The 17,471-nt window shown below is 64.0% G+C and carries 14 protein-coding genes; 11 read left to right on the plus strand and 3 right to left on the minus strand.

From position 1 onward, the window contains the following. Positions 1-70: 70 nt before the first annotated feature. The 3 genes from tssM to ACUJB0_RS06680 are packed head-to-tail and all read left to right on the plus strand — an operon-like array spanning position 71 to position 5,537. The gene (gene tssM / locus ACUJB0_RS06670) at positions 71-3,769 is read left to right on the plus strand and encodes a type VI secretion system membrane subunit TssM (RefSeq protein WP_444844959.1); all 3,699 of its coding nucleotides are present in this window, start codon (positions 71-73) and stop codon (positions 3,767-3,769) included. Beyond that, positions 3,766-4,734, plus strand: a complete 969-nt coding sequence (tagF, locus tag ACUJB0_RS06675) for a type VI secretion system-associated protein TagF (protein WP_444844541.1) — start codon at positions 3,766-3,768, stop codon at positions 4,732-4,734. The genes tssM and tagF overlap by 4 nt, the downstream gene beginning before the upstream one ends. Positions 4,735-4,748: 14 nt before the next feature. After that, entirely contained in the window at positions 4,749-5,537 is a 789-nt protein-coding gene (locus ACUJB0_RS06680) for an OmpA family protein (protein WP_444844542.1), read from the plus strand. 3 nt (positions 5,538-5,540) lie between these two features. Here ACUJB0_RS06680 and icmH read toward each other — a convergent pair whose 3' ends face one another. Genes icmH through tssJ form a run of 3 tightly spaced genes read right to left on the minus strand, consistent with a single transcriptional unit; the run spans position 5,541 to position 8,252 of the window. Next, the gene (gene icmH / locus ACUJB0_RS06685; RefSeq protein ID WP_444844543.1) at positions 5,541-6,323 is read right to left on the minus strand and encodes a type IVB secretion system protein IcmH/DotU; all 783 of its coding nucleotides are present in this window, start codon (positions 6,321-6,323) and stop codon (positions 5,541-5,543) included. Next, positions 6,320-7,663, minus strand: a complete 1,344-nt coding sequence (gene tssK, locus ACUJB0_RS06690) for a type VI secretion system baseplate subunit TssK (protein WP_444844544.1) — start codon at positions 7,661-7,663, stop codon at positions 6,320-6,322. Before tssK ends, icmH begins: the two co-directional genes overlap by 4 nt. A 13-nt stretch (positions 7,664-7,676) precedes the next feature. Then, on the minus strand, positions 7,677-8,252 hold the full coding sequence (gene tssJ / locus ACUJB0_RS06695) for a type VI secretion system lipoprotein TssJ (RefSeq protein ID WP_444844545.1): 576 nt from the start codon (positions 8,250-8,252) through the stop codon (positions 7,677-7,679). Between the two features lie 165 nt (positions 8,253-8,417). Between tssJ and ACUJB0_RS06700 the strand changes: the two genes are divergently transcribed. The 8 genes from ACUJB0_RS06700 (at position 8,418) to ACUJB0_RS06735 (ending at position 17,439) form a co-directional block, all read left to right on the plus strand. Then, a complete protein-coding gene (locus tag ACUJB0_RS06700; protein WP_444844546.1) occupies positions 8,418-9,020 on the plus strand; it encodes a tetratricopeptide repeat protein in 603 nt (200 codons plus the stop codon). Between the two features lie 37 nt (positions 9,021-9,057). Further along, positions 9,058-9,558, plus strand: a complete 501-nt coding sequence (tssB, locus tag ACUJB0_RS06705; RefSeq protein WP_444844547.1) for a type VI secretion system contractile sheath small subunit — start codon at positions 9,058-9,060, stop codon at positions 9,556-9,558. Position 9,559: 1 nt separating this feature from the next. After that, positions 9,560-11,047, plus strand: coding sequence for a type VI secretion system contractile sheath large subunit (gene tssC / locus ACUJB0_RS06710; RefSeq protein WP_444844548.1), 1,488 nt, complete (start codon positions 9,560-9,562; stop codon positions 11,045-11,047). 31 nt (positions 11,048-11,078) lie between these two features. Beyond that, positions 11,079-11,570, plus strand: coding sequence for an Hcp family type VI secretion system effector (locus tag ACUJB0_RS06715; protein WP_161082327.1), 492 nt, complete (start codon positions 11,079-11,081; stop codon positions 11,568-11,570). Positions 11,571-11,676: 106 nt separating this feature from the next. Next, on the plus strand, positions 11,677-12,150 hold the full coding sequence (gene tssE, locus ACUJB0_RS06720) for a type VI secretion system baseplate subunit TssE (RefSeq protein ID WP_444844549.1): 474 nt from the start codon (positions 11,677-11,679) through the stop codon (positions 12,148-12,150). A 2-nt stretch (positions 12,151-12,152) separates the two neighbouring features. After that, positions 12,153-14,753 (plus strand): type VI secretion system ATPase TssH, encoded by a 2,601-nt coding sequence (tssH, locus tag ACUJB0_RS06725; RefSeq protein ID WP_444844550.1) that lies wholly within the window; start codon positions 12,153-12,155, stop codon positions 14,751-14,753. Positions 14,754-14,768: 15 nt separating this feature from the next. Continuing rightward, positions 14,769-15,635 (plus strand): type VI secretion system protein TssA, encoded by an 867-nt coding sequence (gene tssA / locus ACUJB0_RS06730; protein WP_444844551.1) that lies wholly within the window; start codon positions 14,769-14,771, stop codon positions 15,633-15,635. Positions 15,636-15,732: 97 nt separating this feature from the next. Further along, positions 15,733-17,439 carry a methyl-accepting chemotaxis protein gene (locus tag ACUJB0_RS06735; protein ID WP_444844552.1) on the plus strand — a complete coding sequence of 569 codons (1,707 nt, stop codon included), beginning with the start codon at positions 15,733-15,735 and terminating at the stop codon, positions 17,437-17,439. Positions 17,440-17,471: the final 32 nt, after the last annotated feature.

Genomic DNA, 17,471 nt, shown 5'->3' on the forward strand with positions numbered 1-17,471 from the left:
TTGTTGGTGGCACCATTGATCGGTCCGCTGTTAGCTCAGGCGCCATCATTCACGCCGGCCTCGTCCCATGATGCGAAGAATCTGGTACTTCCTCACCGATACCCGCCACCTGACTATTATTGCGCTGATTGCGATGGCGGCCTTGTTCTACCTCGGCGCGCAGATGCTGGAACTGGCGCTGATCTGGGCGCTGGCGGCCACGGCGCTGATGCTGGTGTTGGCTGGCCTGGTCTGGCTGTGGCGACGCCGGCGCGCCAGCCGGGAATCCGAGCAGCTGGGCGCGGCCATTGGCGCCCAGGCCGCCACGGAGGCGCAAGGCTCTGACCAGTCCGGCGCCGAGGTCAAGGCCATCCGCAATGACATGCTGAAGGCGATCGAGACCATTCGCGGGTCCAAGATGGGCATCGTCTCCGGCACCCGCGCCTTGTACGAGCTGCCGTGGTACATGATCATCGGGAATCCCGCCGCCGGCAAAAGCACAGCCATCACCAGCTCGGGCCTGCAGTTCCCCTTCGCCGACGGCAAGATTGTGCAGGGCGTGGGCGGCACACGCAACTGCGACTGGTTCTTCACCACCGACGGCATCCTGCTCGACACCGCCGGACGCTACTCGGTGCAGGACGAGCACCGCGCCGAATGGTTCGGCTTTCTGGACCTGCTGAAGAAGTACCGCCGTCGCGCGCCCATCAACGGCATCCTGATCGCCGTCAGCATCGCCGAATTGCGCGGCGATGATCCCGAGGTTGGCATCAAGCTGGCGCGCAGCCTGCGCAAGCGCGTGCAGGATCTGATTGAGCGGCTGGAGGTATTCGCGCCGGTGTACGTGGTCTTCACCAAGGCCGATCTGATCGCGGGCTTCACTGAATTTTTTGCGCGTGCCGAGCGCACCGAGCGCGAACGCGTGTGGGGCGCGACCATGCCCTACAAGCGCAACGCCGGCAGCCAGCAGATGATGGCCTTCTTCGATCACAGCTTCGATGAACTGTGTTCGGGCCTGAAGGAGCTGAGCGTGGCCAACATGAGCCAGCAGCGGCGCGACCGCATGGAGCCTGGCGTATTCACCTTCCCGCTGGAGTTCGCGACCATACGCGCTCCGCTGCGCAGCTTCCTGGTTACGCTGTTCGAAGACAACCCGTTCCAGTTCAAGCCGGTATTTCGCGGCTACTACTTCACCAGCGCCCTTCAGGAGGGCGCGGCGGCGAGCGAACAGTCGCAGCGGCTGGCAAAGCGCTTCGCCTTGTCGCTGCCGGACGCGCCGCCCGCCGCCGGTGGCGGCCAGTCTGGATTCTTCCTGTTGAATTTATTCCGCAACGTGATCTTCGCGGACAAGGACCTGGTCTCGCAGTACGCCAGCAAACATAAGGTCAAGTTGACCTATGCGGCGTTCTTCGCGGCGGCGGTTTTGCTGGGCGCGTCGCTGGGTGGGTGGAGCTGGTCGTATCTGGGCAACCGTCAGCTGGTCAGCAACGTGCAGGCGGACCTGGACAAGGTGATCAAGCTTCAAGCCAAGCGGCTGGACCTGCAATCGCGGCTGGAGGCCTTGGAGATACTGCAGGACCGCATCGAGCAGCTGGATAAATATCACGCCGACCGGCCTTGGTCGCTGCGTATGGGGTTGTATCAGGGCGATCTGTTGGAGCGCAAGCTGCGCGAGGAATACTTCGCTGGTGTGCGTGAGGTGATGCTCAAGCCGGTGGTCGCCAATCTGGAGACGCTGCTGTCGGAGATGAACGCGCATGCCGACCAGCTGCAGGCGCCCGGCGCGGCTGCCGCCACGTCCACAATGCCGGCCGTCGCGCCCGGACGCCAGTTCCAGGAAGCCTCCGCCGTCAACGTCGAAGACGCCTACAACGCCTTGAAGAGTTACCTGATGCTGGCCGATATCTCGCACGCCGAAGCCAGTCACCTGAACGACCAGCTGACCCGCTACTGGCGTGGATGGCTGGAGAACAATCGCGGCACCATGCCGCGCGAGCAGATGATACACAGCGCCGAACGGTTGATGACCTTCTATCTCGCGCAGATCGCCGACCCGTCCTGGCCGCGCATCGAACAGAAGCTGGCGCTGGTCGACCAGGCCCGCGAGAACCTGCGCCGCGTGGTGCGCGGCATGCCGGCCAGGGAGCGCGTCTACGCCGACATCCGCGCCCGCGCCAACACGCGCTTCCCGGCGATGACGGTGGCGCGCATGGTGGGCGAACAGGATCAGGCGCTGGTCACCGGCAGCTACGCCATCGCCGGCGCCTACACCCGCGAGGCATGGGAGAAGTTCGTGCAGGATGCCTTCCGCGAAGCTGCCACGCATGAACTGCAAAGCGCGGACTGGGTCCTGAAGACCGCCGCGCGCGACGACCTGACGCTGGAAGGCAGTCCCGAACAAATCCAGAAGGGCCTGACCGATTTGTACAAGGCCGACTACGCACGCGAATGGCAGAAGTTCGTCCAGGGTGTCACCATCGCCAACCTGAATGGCTTCGACGCGGCGGTGACGGCGATGAACCGGCTGGGCGATCCGCAGTCCTCGCCCATCGCCAAGCTGCTCACCACCATCCATCAGCAGACGTCCTGGGACAACCCGGCCATCATGAGCGCTGAATTGAAGGAGGCGCAGACGGGCTTCGTCAACTGGGTCAAGAACAGCGTGCTGCGGCGCGGGCCTTCGCAAGTCAACGTCAACCTGCAGCTGGACCAGGTGCGGGCCGACAAGCCGATGGGCCCCATCGGGCGCGAGTTCGCCGGCGTTGGCAAGCTGGTGGCGCCCAAGGACAAGGACGCGTCGCTGATGCGCTCCTACATGGAGACGTTGTCCAAACTGCGCAGCCGCTTGAACCAGCTGAAGAACCAGGGCGACCCCGGCCCGGGCGCGCGCCAGTTCATGCAGCAGACACTGGAAGGCAGCGGCTCCGAGCTGGCGGACGCGCTGCGCTACGTCGACGAGCAGATGCTGACCGGTATGAGCGACTCGCAGAAGCAATCCATCCGTCCCATCCTGGTACGCCCTTTGATGCAGACCTTCGCGGTGCTGGTCGGTCCTGCCGAGGCGGAAATCAACAAGACCTGGCTGGCGCAGGTCTACGAGCCTTTCCAGCAATCGCTGGCCAACAAGTATCCGTTCTCGCCGAACGCCAATATCGAAGCGGGCAACGCCGAAATCGCACAGTTCTTCGGCCCCGATGGACTGATCGCCAAATTCGCCACCGGCGCCCTGGGACCGCTGGTGGTGCGGCGCGGCGACGTGCTGGCGCCGCGCACCTGGGCCGACATGGGCATTACGCTGTCGCCGCAAACCGTGGCGCGCTTCCCCGGCTGGATAGCGCCGATAGGCGCGGGCGGCGTGGCCTCGTCCACGGCCGCCGCGCAGACCATCTTCCAGATCCAGCCAATGCCGGCCCCCGGCACGCTGGAATACACAGTCGATATCGACGGCCAGCAGCTGCGCTACCGGAACACGCCGGCGCAATGGGCCAACATGGTTCATCCGAGCCCGCAGGGCGCGCCGGGGGCGCGCATCACGGCGGTGGCGTTCGATGGCCGCAGCGTGGAGGTGTTCAACGAGGCGGGCCAGTTCGGGCTGAAACGCATGATCGACGCGGCGGCCAAGCAAAAGCGCGAGGGCGGTATCTTTGAGCTGGGCTGGACCAGCGGCGCGATCACCGTGACCATGGGCCTGAAGATCGTCAGCAGCCCGGAGAGCAGCGGCACCACACCGCAGGACCAGGGCTTCCGCGGCATGAAGCTGCCCGAGACGATAGTTGGAGCAGCGCCATGAAGCGGGCGGCGCAAAGCGCGCGTATCGGCTACTTCGGCAAGCTGCCCACGCGCGGTGACTTTATCAAGGCAGGCGACAACCTGGCGCTGGCCAATCTGCTGGACGGCTGGCTGGCCGAGGTCATGAACCTGCTCAGTGCCGATCCCCGGTGGAGGCTCAATTACGACGCCATGCAGCCGCTGGGGTTCGCCTTCGTCGGCACGCGCAGCAGGCGGGCGATTGCTGGCCATCTGCGCGCCAGCCATGACCTGTCGCAGCGGCGCTATCCATTCCTCGGCATGAGCGTCGTCGAGATTGACGATCCGCGCAGCTTCGTCGCCCTCAGCCCGCTGGTGCTGGCGCCGTTGTGGGATGCGTTGGAACCGCTGGCGAACAAGGTGCTCGACGCAGCCGAACCGGAGGAGTGCTTGCAGGCGCTGGCCACCGCCACGGTCGATATCGAGCCCTGCGCCGCCGAGCACCAACAGCTGTTTACCGACTTCCTCGACCGCCACAGTATCGCCGGCCTGGAGGCGATCCTGGGCAGCGCCTCGGTGCGGCAGATGATACTCGCGGTCGGACTGCTGCTGCAGCCGGTGCGCCGTAGCGGCGCCGCGCGGCTGGACAAAAGTCTGGTGTTGCCGCTGCCATCGGCGCCGCGATTGCGCTACCTGGTGGCGTCGTTCTGGCTCGACCTGATTACGCCGTTCCTGCAGCAGGCCGACTTTGAACTGAGCCTGTTCCTCGGCGAGCAACGGGAGCAACCGGTACTGGTGGTTGGCTTCAGCGGTGCGGAGCCGGAGACGCTGCAGGCGTTCATCGATCCGCTTTGCGCCATCGAACAACAGATCACGTTTGAAGACGCGGACTGGGTCAATGAACTGATCGCCGGCGACGCCAGCGTGCAGAAGCTGTCGGCCTACCTGGAACAAGGCCAGTTGTCGCTGCGCTCCGCGCACGCGCTGTTCCACGAAACCTTTGCCTGATAAGGAGCGATGCGATGCGCCAGTCGATCTTCTGGCCGGCGGTGATGCCGGCCCTGCTGTCTACGTCACTACATTGTGCCGCGCAGGTTCCGCTGCCGGCGACACCCAAGCCGGGGCAGATACTGGTCAGCGGCGCCGTTCCCGACGAGGCAAGCAAGGCCGCCATGCTGCAGCGCCTGCGTGACCTGTACGGCGCCGACCGCGTGGTCGACCAGCTTGCGGTCTCGCCGGTCGCGTTGCCGCCCAACTGGAATGGATACGTGCAAAAGCTGATCCAACCGAACCTGAAATTGATCAGCAAGGGCGAGCTGAAAATCGACGGCACCAACGTCACCGTGCGCGGCGAAGTGGCCAACGAGGCGCAACGCCAGCAGATCGCCAGCGACATCGCGACAAGCCTCAATCCCAGCTACACCGTCAACAACGGTTTGCGCGTCAGCGCGGCGGAGCAGAACCTGTTGGACGAGACGCTGGCCAAGCGCATCATCGAATTCGACAGCGGGAAGGCGACATTGACCTCGTCCGGCAAGGGCATCCTGGACGAGATGGCGGCCGCGCTGCAAAAGGTCAAAGGGAAGAAGGTCGAAGTGATCGGCCACACCGACAACATCGGTCTGCGAGAGAGCAACCTCGCATTAAGCCAGGCCCGCGCCGAAGCTGTGCGTACCTATCTTGCGGAGAAGGGGATAGCGCCGGAGATGGTCATGGTGTCGGGCCAGGGACCGGACCGGCCGGTGGCCGAGAACAGCAACGCGGAAGGCCGTGCGCGCAACCGGCGCATCGAATTCCGCGTCGCCCAGTGAGGTTCAGGGCAGGGTGATCGTCACGTAGGCCGGGCGCGGCGCCAGCTTCACCAGGTCGCTGTAGCCGGCCAGCGTGTTCTGTGTCGAATGCGACAGCGACGACGACAACCCGATGTAGGCGCTAATGCCGATCAACGCAAACACCGCGGACGTAGCCCACAACGGGGTATTGCTGCGCAGTTTATGGACGATCTGGTCCGGCCGCTCGGCCTGCGGCGAGAAGCCCTTGCTTTTACCCTGGATATGCGCGATCTCCTCGCCGACCCGCGCCGTCAGGTAAGCCAGCTTGTCGCCGGCGTCCAGCGCGTACTTGCCGCGAAAACCGATCAACAAGCACATATGAAACACCTGCAGCGCCGGCAGGCGCGCGCCACCGCCGCTGCGCAAGGCCTCGAGCCGGTCGAAGAAGTGTTCGCCGGCCAGCTGATCGCCGAAGATCACCAGTTGCAGCGGCCGGCGTTCCCAGGCGAAGCGCATCGGGAAGGACGATGACAGGATGATCTCGTCCAACGCCGCGCAGAAGGCATACTTGGCGGCGTCGATATCTTCGCCTTGCGCGCGAAGCTTGCGGGCCTCGCGGTCGAATTCCGCGAGGTAGGCGGTGACGGTGTCGAGGAAGGGAACCTCGCCCGGGGGCACGCTGCCGTTCTTCAGCATGAACAGCAGGTAGAAGCCTTCCTGCAGCAAGTCCACCAGCGTTTGTACATGGCCGTATCCCGGCTGCTGCTGGCGGCGCTGGCCGCCCATCAGCGTGGGAATGGCGCGGCGTTCGATCGGGGGCGTCATGCTGTCACCGCAATGAGGCCGAGGCGCAGGTCACGTATGCCCGCCGGGACGTAAATCGATATCGACTGTGCCTTCAACATCTGCTCATACAGCACGCCTTTGCCTTCCAGCGCAAAGTAGTAGGTGTCCGGCTGCACCGGTATCGCCGCCGGCACTTGCGGCGCGTGTGTGATCTTCACGCCGGGCATGGCGGACAGCACGCATTTCTCCACGTCGTCCGGCGCGCCGACCTTGACGCGCAACGGCACGATCTCCACCAGCTCCAGTGCCGGCAGGGCTGCGCTGACCGCCAGGTACAGCGTGGTGCGTTGGTCGATTTTTCCGGAATCGAGTTTGCCCAGATGGTAGCTGGGCTTTTCCTCGGACAGCGTGATCGAGAAGTATTTGGTCGAGATGACGGTGTCGAGCAAATCGCGGATGATGTGGTCCAGGCCTGAGAAGCACTGGGCCAGGTCGTCGTGGCGGTAGCCGGGCAGTTGCGTCAGCGTGTACTGCTTGGAGTAGGTCATCATGGCACCAGCCAGCACAAGCAGCGCTTCGAACAGCCGCTCCGGATGCAGGTCGGGATTGCGGACATAGTGCATGAGCGCCGCGGCGGACGTGCTCACCGTGTGCAGCAGCCAGAAGGACGATACATCGCCCGAGCGGATCTCGATCACATTGCGGCTAGGCTCCCGCATGTGCCCTTGCAGCGATTGCACCTTCGCCTGCAGGGCATCCATCAGCCGGTCCAGCAGCGCCTTCAGGCCGGGCGCGCTGGCGATCGACAGCGCGGGTGGAATGAATTGCGGGTCCGGCTCGAACCCGCCCGTGACCACGCGCCGCAGCCGGACCACAGGGATGCAATCGAAGGCGCCCAACGGCTCCTGGTCCGACACCAGCCGCGCCGATTTTTTCAGATAACAGACATCCGTGTCGACCGCCTGCGTGTAAAGGTCCGCGGTTTCGCGGCTGGTCTGGCAGTAGCGCGCGCCGTTTGGCTGGTCCGCCGTCGCGGCGTTGCCACCGCCTGGTGACATCGTCGGCAAGGCAGCGTAGAAGGTCAGCTCCTGCAGGGCCGGCGGCAGCGTGGACAGATCGATAGCCACAGGCAGCGGATCGCTGGCCGGAGCATCGACAATTTCGCCGTCATGGAAAATCGCCGACAACGACACCAGGCGCAGGCGGTCGGTCTTCAATGCGTCGAGGTCCCATTCGAGCTTGCGCACGCCCCATAGATACGGATGCAACGCCTGAGCGGTCTGCTGCAATCGCGCCTCGTGGTACCGGTCCTGCTGCTGGAAGTGCTGCGGGCGCAGGAAAAATCCTTCACCCCAAAGAACTTTGGATGGAATGCTCATGCTGACTCCAGTTTTATGGACAACGAATGGTGGCCAGTGGCTTGGCGGCCTCGCTGGAAGCCGCCGCGCCGCCGCTCACGCTCATCGCGCAGGCGTGCAGGCCGACTGTGATGCCGGATTTTTCCGCGTCGCCGGCGGGGAAGGCCAACCGCCAGCGCTGCTCCGCCGGTGAGCGGAACAGCGCCACCACACCGATGAAGTAGGCCTCGCGCGTGACCTTTTCGACGATCTCGTAGCGCTGGCCGGGGATCAGCATCACCTCCTTGACCTCCAGCAGATCGTTGCCGAGCAGCTCACGCTCGTCGTGCGCACTGAGGAATCCATCGAACGGCATCTGCTGAAACGCGGCCGTTTGGCGCAGCTTGTAGATGCGGGCTGCCAGCGCCAATGGCTGGGAACCCGCACCGGCGTTGAGGTTCTGGCTCGCATGCAAGCGGATCGCCACACTGCGTGGAGGCTTTTGCGCATCCGGCAGTTCGGGTGGTTTGCGGATGCCTGCGATTTCCATCGCCGCGCTGGCGATGGAACCGGCGGCGCAGCCCTGTAACGCCAGCAGTCCCACAATCACGATAGTCTTCTGCGCGTTCATATTTTCTCCAAGCGATTCCGCCATTAGAACGAAAGGAAGGCGTTGGAAATTTGAGGCGGCGCAAGCAATGCGAAAACGATGCGGTGCTTGAGTAAGCGCAATGGCGGGCTTGGGTGTTCGTGAATAATGGGTCCCTTCTTGTCCGCATACGCAAAGGAGATTTTGATGGTCACCTCAAGAACATGGTTGCCCTGCATGGCGAGTCTGCTGTTGCTGACCGCATGCGCGACAGACGGCGACTCGGTCCGCGGCGACAAGCCGCAAGCGTCGACGTTGGAGCGCGCGCTGGCGGATGCCGACACCGCCCTCGCATCCGGTCAAAGCGACAAAGCACAGAGCATCCTGAAAGGCGCGGCGACCAACTACCCGGCCGACAAGACACCCTGGCTGCATATGGCGCAGATCAAATTCGACCGCGCCAGCTACGGCGAGGCGATCATGAACGCGCTGGAGGCCCTGCAGCGTGACCCCAACGACAAACTCGGTAACAGCATCGTGGCCGTCAGCGGTTTGCGCCTGTCGACCAAGGCGCTGACAGACCTGAGCCAGCAAAATAACCTGAACGGATCGCTGCGGTCGGAAGCGCAGGACTTGGCCAAGCTGCTGCGCACTAGCCTGGGCGAAGAGGTATTGGTGCCGACGTCGAACGCCGGCGCACATAGGTCGTCCACGGCGGCCGCTGGCAGGAAGACTTCCTCACCGGCCGCGCACCATGCCAAATCCAATAGCCAATCCAACAGCAGCGATCCTTTCGGCGGATTGAAGTAGGTCCGCCGCCCTTGTTTTCCTTTTCGATGGAGTGTGTATGGCTAACGGAGACAGTGTACAAAAGCGCCTGACCAAGGTACGTCCGCCGCGCGTGCAGATGACGTATGACGTGGAGATCGGCGATGCGATGGAAAACAAGGAGCTGCCCTTTGTCGTCGGCGTAGTGGGAGATTTCGGTGGCAACTCGGACGCCGAAAAGAAGCGCCTGAAGGATCGCAAGTTCGTCGGCATCGACAGCGATAATTTCGACGAGGTGCTGAGCGGTGTGGAACCTGTGGCGCGCTTCCAGGTGCCCAATCAGCTCAGCGGCGACGACACCAGCTTCAATGTGGAGCTGCGTTTCAAGGCGATGTCGGATTTTCGTCCGGAGTCCGTGGTGCGGCAGGTCGAGCCGCTCAGCAAACTGCTGGAAGCGCGCAGCAAGCTCGCCGACCTGCGTAACAAGTTGGCTGGCAACGACAAGCTGGAGGACATCCTGAGCGAAGTCCTGAACAACACCGACAAGCTGGCCAGCTTGAAACCGGCCAAGGGAGGCTGACATGTCCGCACAAGCGAATTTGATGCAGGAAGCCGCACCGGCTGTGGAAGGCGCCAGCCTGCTGGACCAGATCGTCGAACAAAGCAAGGTCGCCAAGTCCAACGTGGAGCACGAGCGCGCCAAGGACATCATCTCGGAGCTGGTCAGCCAGGTGCTGGAAGGGACGGTGGTGATGTCGAACAGTCTGTCCGCCACACTGGATGCGCGCGTGGCGGAACTGGACCAGCTGATCTCCAGCCAGTTGAGCGCCATCATGCACGCACCGGCTTTCCAGAAGCTGGAGCAAAGCTGGACCGGGCTGCATTACCTGGTCAAGAACTCCGCCACCGGCCAGGGCCTGAAAATCCGCATGCTCAACGCCACCAAGCGCGAACTGGTAAAGGACTTCCAGTCGGCGCTGGAGTTCGACCAGAGCTCGATGTTCAAGAAGGTCTACGAAGAGGAATTCGGCACCTTCGGCGGCGCGCCCTATGCCGCCCTGCTGGGCGACTTTGAAATCTCCCGCCAGCCGGAAGACATGTACTTCATCGAGCAGATGTCTCACGTCGCCGCCGCCTCGCATGCGCCGTTCATCGCCTCCGCCGCACCCGAGCTGTTTGGCTTGGAGAGCTACGGCGACCTTGGCAAGCCGCGCGACCTGTCCAAGGTCTTCGACACCGTGGAATACGCGAAGTGGAAGGCATTCCGCGAATCGGAAGACTCGCGCTATGTCGGCCTGGCCTTGCCGCGCTTCCTGGGGCGCCTGCCTTTCAATCCGGTCGACGGCACCACGGTGGAAGGCTTCAACTTCGTCGAGGAAGTGGACGGCACCGACCACCAGAAATACCTGTGGTGTAACGCCGCCTACGCCTTCGGCGCCAAGCTGACCAAGGCCTTCGACGATTTCGGCTGGTGCGCGGCGATTCGCGGCGTCGAAGGCGGCGGCCTGGTGGACGACCTGCCCACGCACACCTTCAAGACCGACGAAGGGGAGGTGGCGCTCAAATGTCCCACCGAAGTCGCCATCACGGACCGTCGCGAGAAGGAGTTGAGCGACCTCGGTTTCATCTCGCTGGTCCATTGCAAGAACACCGCCTATGCCGCCTTCTTCGGCGCGCAGTCGGCGCAGAAGGCCAAGAAGTACAACTCGGAGGCTGCCAACGCCAACGCGGTGCTGTCCTCGCAGCTGCAATACATCTTCGCCGTCTCGCGCATCGCGCACTACATGAAGGCCATGATGCGCGACAAAATCGGCAGCTTCGCGGCGGCTTCCAACGTCGAGGACTTCCTCAACCGCTGGCTGATGAAATACGTCCTGCTGGACGATAACGCCAGCCAGGAACAAAAGGCACAGTTCCCGCTGCGCGAAGCCTCGGTGCAGGTGCACGAGGTGGCGGGCCGCCCCGGCGTGTACCGTGCCGTCTCCTTCCTGCGGCCGCACTTCCAGTTGGATGAATTGTCCGTTTCCCTCCGACTGGTCGCGGAGTTGCCGCAGTCGACCAATAACTGAAGTCCACTACAACCTGAGACAGGAGCATGCAATGGCAATCGACGTCTATCTGTACATTGATGGTATCAAGGGCGAGTCCGCCGACGACCGGCACAAGGATTGGATCGAATGCAAATCGGTCAGCTTTGGCGTGGACCAGCCGAAATCGGCCACCGCCTCCACCGGCGGCGGCCACACGGCGGAACGCTGCGAGCATCGCGACATCGTGCTCTCCAAGCTGGCCGATTTGTCTTCGCCTATCCTGCTGCAGACCTGCTCCGCCGGGCGCACCATTCCCAAGGCCAGGTTCGAATTCATGCGCGCCGACGCCCAGGGGGAGCGCGTGAAGTACTTCGAAATCGAAATTGAAAATGTCCTGATCGGGGCGGTCTCTCCGTCCGTTGAAGAAGGCGACATCCTGAGCGAGGACGTCGCGCTGAAGTTCTCGAAGATCAAGTGGAAGTACACCCAACAGAAAATCAGCGGTGGCGCCGGCGGCAACACTTCCGGTGGCTGGGACCTGGCCAGCAACCGCATCGTCTAAAACTGGTTCCCCCCTGCGCCCGCTGCGGATTGTGCGGCGATACGTCGCGGTGCGCTTTTTCTGGCCAGGCCGGCCTGGCCTGGCCATCTTTTTTTGGGAGCCTGCGATGATCGGTTTTACTCCCGGTCTGTTCGACCGTCTGCTGGACGCCCAGGACGGCCACGCCCGCAACGGCAACGGCCTGTCGCTGGAGCAGTGGAAGGACGCGGTGGCGCGCGACCTTGAAGACCTGCTCAACACCCGCTGCGCGCTATCCGAAGAACTGCTGCGCGCCTATCCCGAATGTGAAAACTCCATCATCAACTACGGCCTGATCGACTTCGCCGGCATGTGCCTGAGCAGCAGCGAAGACCGGACCCGCATCTGCGCCTGCCTGAAGGCCGCCATCGAGCGCCACGAGCCGCGGCTGAGCAATGTGCGTGCGAGCCTGGAGCGCGAGATCGGTTCGATCAACCGCGTCAGCTTCGCCATCAGCGCGACCCTGGCTGGAACGTCCATGCGCGAAGCGGTCAGCTTCGACGCCGTCCTTCAACCCTCATCGCTGCACTATTCGATCAACCGCAGCACTCGCGGAGCCTGAGCATGAACCTGAATCTGAAAACCCTGATCGGCAAGCTGAATGACACCACCCGCTTGGCCGCCACGCGCGCGGCCAGCATCTGCGTGGCGCTCGGCCAGTACGAAGTGGAAGTGGAGCACCTGTTCCTCGCCTTGCTGGAGCAGGAGCGATGCGATGTGGTGCTGATCGCCCGCCAGTGCGGCGTCAGCACCGAGGCGCTGGAGGCGGACCTGCACCGTGAAGTCAGCCAGTTCAAGACCGGCAGCACCCGCACGCCGGTGTTCTCGCGCGAACTGCCGCTGCTGCTGGAACACGCATGGCTGATCGCCTCATTGGCGACGCCGCAGCCACACCGCATCCGCAGCGCACACCTGCTGGTCGCGCTGCTGACGGAGCCGGACCTGTCGCAGTTGGCGCAGCGTGCTTCGCCGCTGTTCGCGCGGATTCCCATCGATGAGGTCAAGCACAAGCTGGAGAAATATACCCATGGCTCGCAGGAAGAAACGACCGCAGTCGACGCTGCCCCCGTCGCCCCGCTTGCCGACATGGCGCCGCAAGGCGGCCCGCGCACTCCGGCGCTCGATCAGTACACCACCAGCCTGACCAAGCTGGCGCGCGACGGCAAGCTCGATCCGGTGATCGGCCGCGAAGCCGAGATACGCCAGGCGATCGACATCCTGATGCGCCGCCGGCAGAACAATCCCATTCTGACCGGCGAGGCGGGCGTCGGCAAGACCGCCGTGGTGGAAGGCCTGGCCTTGCGCATCGCCGCCGGCGACGTGCCGGATGTGCTGAAAGGCGTGGAGATCCGCACGCTGGATATGGGCCTGTTGCAGGCCGGCGCCAGCGTCAAGGGCGAGTTCGAAAACCGCCTGAAGAACGTCATCGACGAAGTCAAGCAAAGCCCGCACGCCATCATCCTTTTCATCGACGAGGCCCACACGATGATAGGCGCGGGCGGCCAGGCCGGCCAGAACGATGCCGCCAACCTGCTCAAGCCCGCGCTGGCGCGGGGCGAACTGCGCACCATCGCCGCCACCACCTGGAGCGAATACAAGAAGTACTTCGAAAAGGACGCTGCGCTGGCGCGGCGCTTCCAGGTCGTCAAGGTCGATGAGCCGACCGAGGAAGTCGCCAGCGCCATGCTGCGCGCCATGACACCGCTGATGGAACGGCACTTCGGCATCCGCATCCGCGACGAAGCGGTGACCGAGGCGGTGCGGCTGTCGCATCGCTACATCAGCGGCCGCCAGTTGCCGGACAAGGCGATCAGCGTGCTCGATACCGCCTGCGCGAGGGTGGCACTGGCGCAAAGCGGAACGCCTGCGCTGCTGGAGAACGTCGCCAAGGCCATGGAACGCCTGAGCACCGAAATTGCCGCCCTGCGGCGCGAGGAGGACCAGCAGGTGCACGCGTCGCGGCTGCGGCAAAGGCAGGAAGCGCATGCCATGCTGCAGGCCGAGCATGCGCGGCACAGCGAACATTGGCAGCGCGAGCAATCCCTGGTCGCCGCAATTGCCCGTGAGCGCGCGGCGCACGACGGCGCCGCGAGAGTCCAGGCGCTGCGCGAGGAGCTGGCGGCGCTGCAGGGCGAAACGCCGATGGTGCCGGTGGACGTGGATGCCTCCACCGTCGCCGCCATCGTCTCCGGCTGGACCGGTATCCCGTTGGGTAAAATGGTCAAGGACGAAATCCGCACCGTGCTCAAACTGCAGGACGCGCTGCAGACCCGCATCCTCGGCCAGGCGCACGCCATCGCCGCCGTGGCCCAACGCGTGCGCACCGCCCGCGCCAACCTCGATGACCCGAACAAGCCGAAGGGCGTATTCCTGTTCGTCGGCCCGTCAGGCGTCGGCAAGACCGAAACGGCGCTGGCCCTGGCCGACCTGCTGTACGGCGGCGAACGCAAGCTCCTGACCATCAACATGAGCGAATACCAGGAAGCGCACAGCGTCTCCGGCCTGAAAGGTTCGCCGCCGGGCTACGTCGGCTACGGGCAGGGCGGGGTGCTGACCGAAGCGGTGCGGCGCAATCCCTACAGCGTGGTGCTGCTCGACGAAATCGAAAAAGCGCACCCCGACGTGACCGAACTGTTTTTCCAGGTCTTCGACAAAGGCGTGATGGACGACGCCGAGGGACGCGAGATCGACTTCCGCAACACCATCATCATCGCCACCTCCAATGCCGGTTCGGCCGCCATCATGCAAGCTTGCCTGAACAAAGAAACGCCGCCGGCCGAGGCGGAGCTTGAAGAACTGTTGCGACCCCACTTGGTCAAGCATTTCAAACCCGCCTTCCTGGGCCGCCTGAAAGTGGTGCCGTACTATCCGATACCGGACGCGGTGCTGGCGCAGATCATCGCGCTAAAACTCGACCGCATCGGCCAGCGCATCCGCGACCACCACCATGCGGAGTTCAGCTACGACCAGGCGCTGGTCGAAGCGGTGCTGGCGCGCTGCACCGAGGTCGATTCCGGCGCCCGCAACGTCGACCATATCCTCAATGGCAGCCTGCTGCCGGAAATCGCCGAAGCAGTGCTGCAGCGGATGTCTGAGGGCGCCGTTATCGGCAAGATCAAGGTCGGCGCCAGCAAGCAGGGCCAGTTCAAATACACCATCAAATAGCACGGGAGGCCGACCATGTTCGATATCGCTCAGCTGCTGCAGCCCATCAGCGCAGCCCAACCTTGCGGCGAGGATCTCGCCTTCAGCGCGGAAGTGGACGGCATCGCGCAGGCGCGCGTGTACGACGATCCCACGCTGGACCAGGGCGAATGGATCGCCGCGCTGAAGGAGGCCGACTGGCCCTTTGTCGCCAGCCGCAGCGCCGGCATGATCGCGACCCGCAGCAAGGACATGCGGCTGGCCGTCTGGCTGGCGGAGGCGCACGCCAAAACGAGTGGCCTGCGCGGCCTCGGCGAAGGCTACGCGCTGCTGACCGGCTTGTGTGAACGCTTCTGGGACGACATGTACCCGGTCGCCGAGGATGGCGACTACGAGCAGCGCATCGGCAATCTGTTCTGGCTCCTGAGCCGCACGCCGGCCCTGGTCAAGGAGGCGGCGTTGAAGGAGGGCGCCTCGCCGCTGCCGGATGCCGAATACTGCCTCGCCGCGCTGACCGAATTGGAACGCATCGTCGACCAGCGGCTCGGCGCCGACGGGCCAGGCTTCAGCGCCGCCAAGGACAGCCTGCAAACCATCATCCGCAGCCTGGCGCCGGCAGGCTCGATGCAGGCGGCGCCCACCGGCCGCGATGCGGCCGGCGGCCCGGCCACGCCCGCCGCCACTGGACCGCTGCAGGACCGCCGCCAGGCGCTGGCGCAGTTGCGCATGGTGGCGGACTTCTTCCGTCGCACGGAACCGCACAGCCCCGTGGCCTACCTGGCCGACAAAGCCGCCAGCTGGGGCGACATGCCGCTGCACGTCTGGCTGCGTGCCGTCATCAAGGATCCCGCCGCCATCGCCAGCGTCGAAGAACTGCTGGACGCAAAGCCCGCAGGAGAGTGAATATTTCTGTTGTGAAATATTTCATTTCGGACTATAGTTTGACCTCAGATAGTGCTAGCATGGGCTGAAGGGCCCCCATCACGCTTTGAGGACAGCTATGAACAATCTGAAGATCGGCACACGCCTGGGTTTCGGTTTTTCTCTCATCCTGTTGATGCTGACGGCGATGACCATCATCGGCATTCTTCGCCTGAGCAGTGCAAGCTCAATGACCGATGAGATGATCAACGTGAAAATCCGCGACGAGCGGCTGATCGCGGAGTGGGGCAAGATCATCGAAGTGAACGCGGCGCGCACCACCGGTGCGTGGATGGTGGCCGATCCGGCCGACCAGAAAAAACTCGAAGGCATGATGGCCGAATCCTCCGGCCGCGCGACCCAGATCCAGGACCAGATCGGCGCCGCCATCGACGACGAGGAACTCAAACCCCTCTTCAAGAAGGTGCTGGACACGCGCAAGGCGTACACAGACGTCCGCAAGGCCGTCTTCGCCGCCAAGAGCGCCGGTGATCTCGAGAAGGGCAAGAGCCTCTACGAGGGCGACATGACGCGGAACCGCATCCTCTATCTGGACGCGCTGAAAAAATTCTCCGACATGCAGACCGCCTTGCTGGATAAGGCGGCGCTCGAAATCCAGCAGCAGTACGCCAGCGGCCGCACGCTGTTGACGATACTGGGACTGGCCGCGATTGCGATGGGCGTAGTCGCCGCCTGGTGGATCACCCGCACCATCACGACGCCGATCAACGAGGCGGTGAAGGTGGCGGAGACGGTATCGTCGGGCGATCTGACCAGCGACATCCAGGTCAACAGCGCCGACGAAACCGGCCAGCTGATGAACGCCCTCAAGACCATGAACGCGAACCTGGTCAACATCGTCGCCCAGGTACGCAACGGCACCGATTTGATGGCCACCGCGTCGACCGAGATCGCAGCCGGCAACCACGACCTGTCCTCGCGCACGGAGCAGCAGGCCAGCTCCTTGCAGGAGACCGCATCCTCGATGGAGGAGCTGACATCGACCGTGCGCTTCAACGCCGAAAACGCCCGCGAGGCCAACAAGCTGGCCGTCACCGCCTCCGAGATCGCCAGCCGTGGCGGCGCCGTGGTGGGAGAAGTGGTCAGTACCATGGGCTCGATCAATGACTCGTCGCGCAAGATCGTCGACATCATTTCGGTCATCGACAGCATCGCCTTCCAGACCAATATCCTGGCCCTGAATGCGGCGGTGGAAGCAGCGCGCGCCGGCGAGCAGGGACGCGGCTTCGCCGTCGTGGCGTCCGAGGTGCGCAACCTCGCACAGCGCTCGGCCGCAGCCGCCAAGGACATCAAAGGCCTGATCGACGATTCGGTGCAGAAGGTGGCGCTGGGTTCTGACCTGGTCGACAAGGCTGGCCAGACGATGAGCGAAATCGTCACCAGCATCAGCCGCGTCACGCAGATCATGAGCCAGATCAGCCACGCCAGCGAAGAGCAGAGCCTCGGCATCGCACAGGTGAACGACGCGATCACGCAAATGGACCAGGTGACGCAGCAGAACGCGGCGCTGGTGGAGGAGGCCGCGGCGGCGGCGGAATCGATGCAGGAGCAATCGGCCAAGCTGGCGGAGGCGGTCGGCGTGTTCAAGCTGGATGCCTCGCAGATGGCGATGCAGGCGCGCGCCTTGCCGCCTGCGCGGCCGCGCGTTGCGCCACCACCACGGCGTCCGGCGCCGGCGGTGGCCGCCGCGCCCAGGAAAGCCCTGGCAGTGGCGCCCAAACGCACGACCGCGGCTTCCAGCGAATCCGACTGGGAAGAGTTCTAAACAGCGCGGCCCACGCCTTCGGTACAATGGCG

The sequence above is a fragment of the Duganella caerulea genome (assembly GCF_040362985.1).
Classification (GTDB): Bacteria; Pseudomonadota; Gammaproteobacteria; order Burkholderiales; family Burkholderiaceae_D; genus Rugamonas; species Rugamonas vulcania.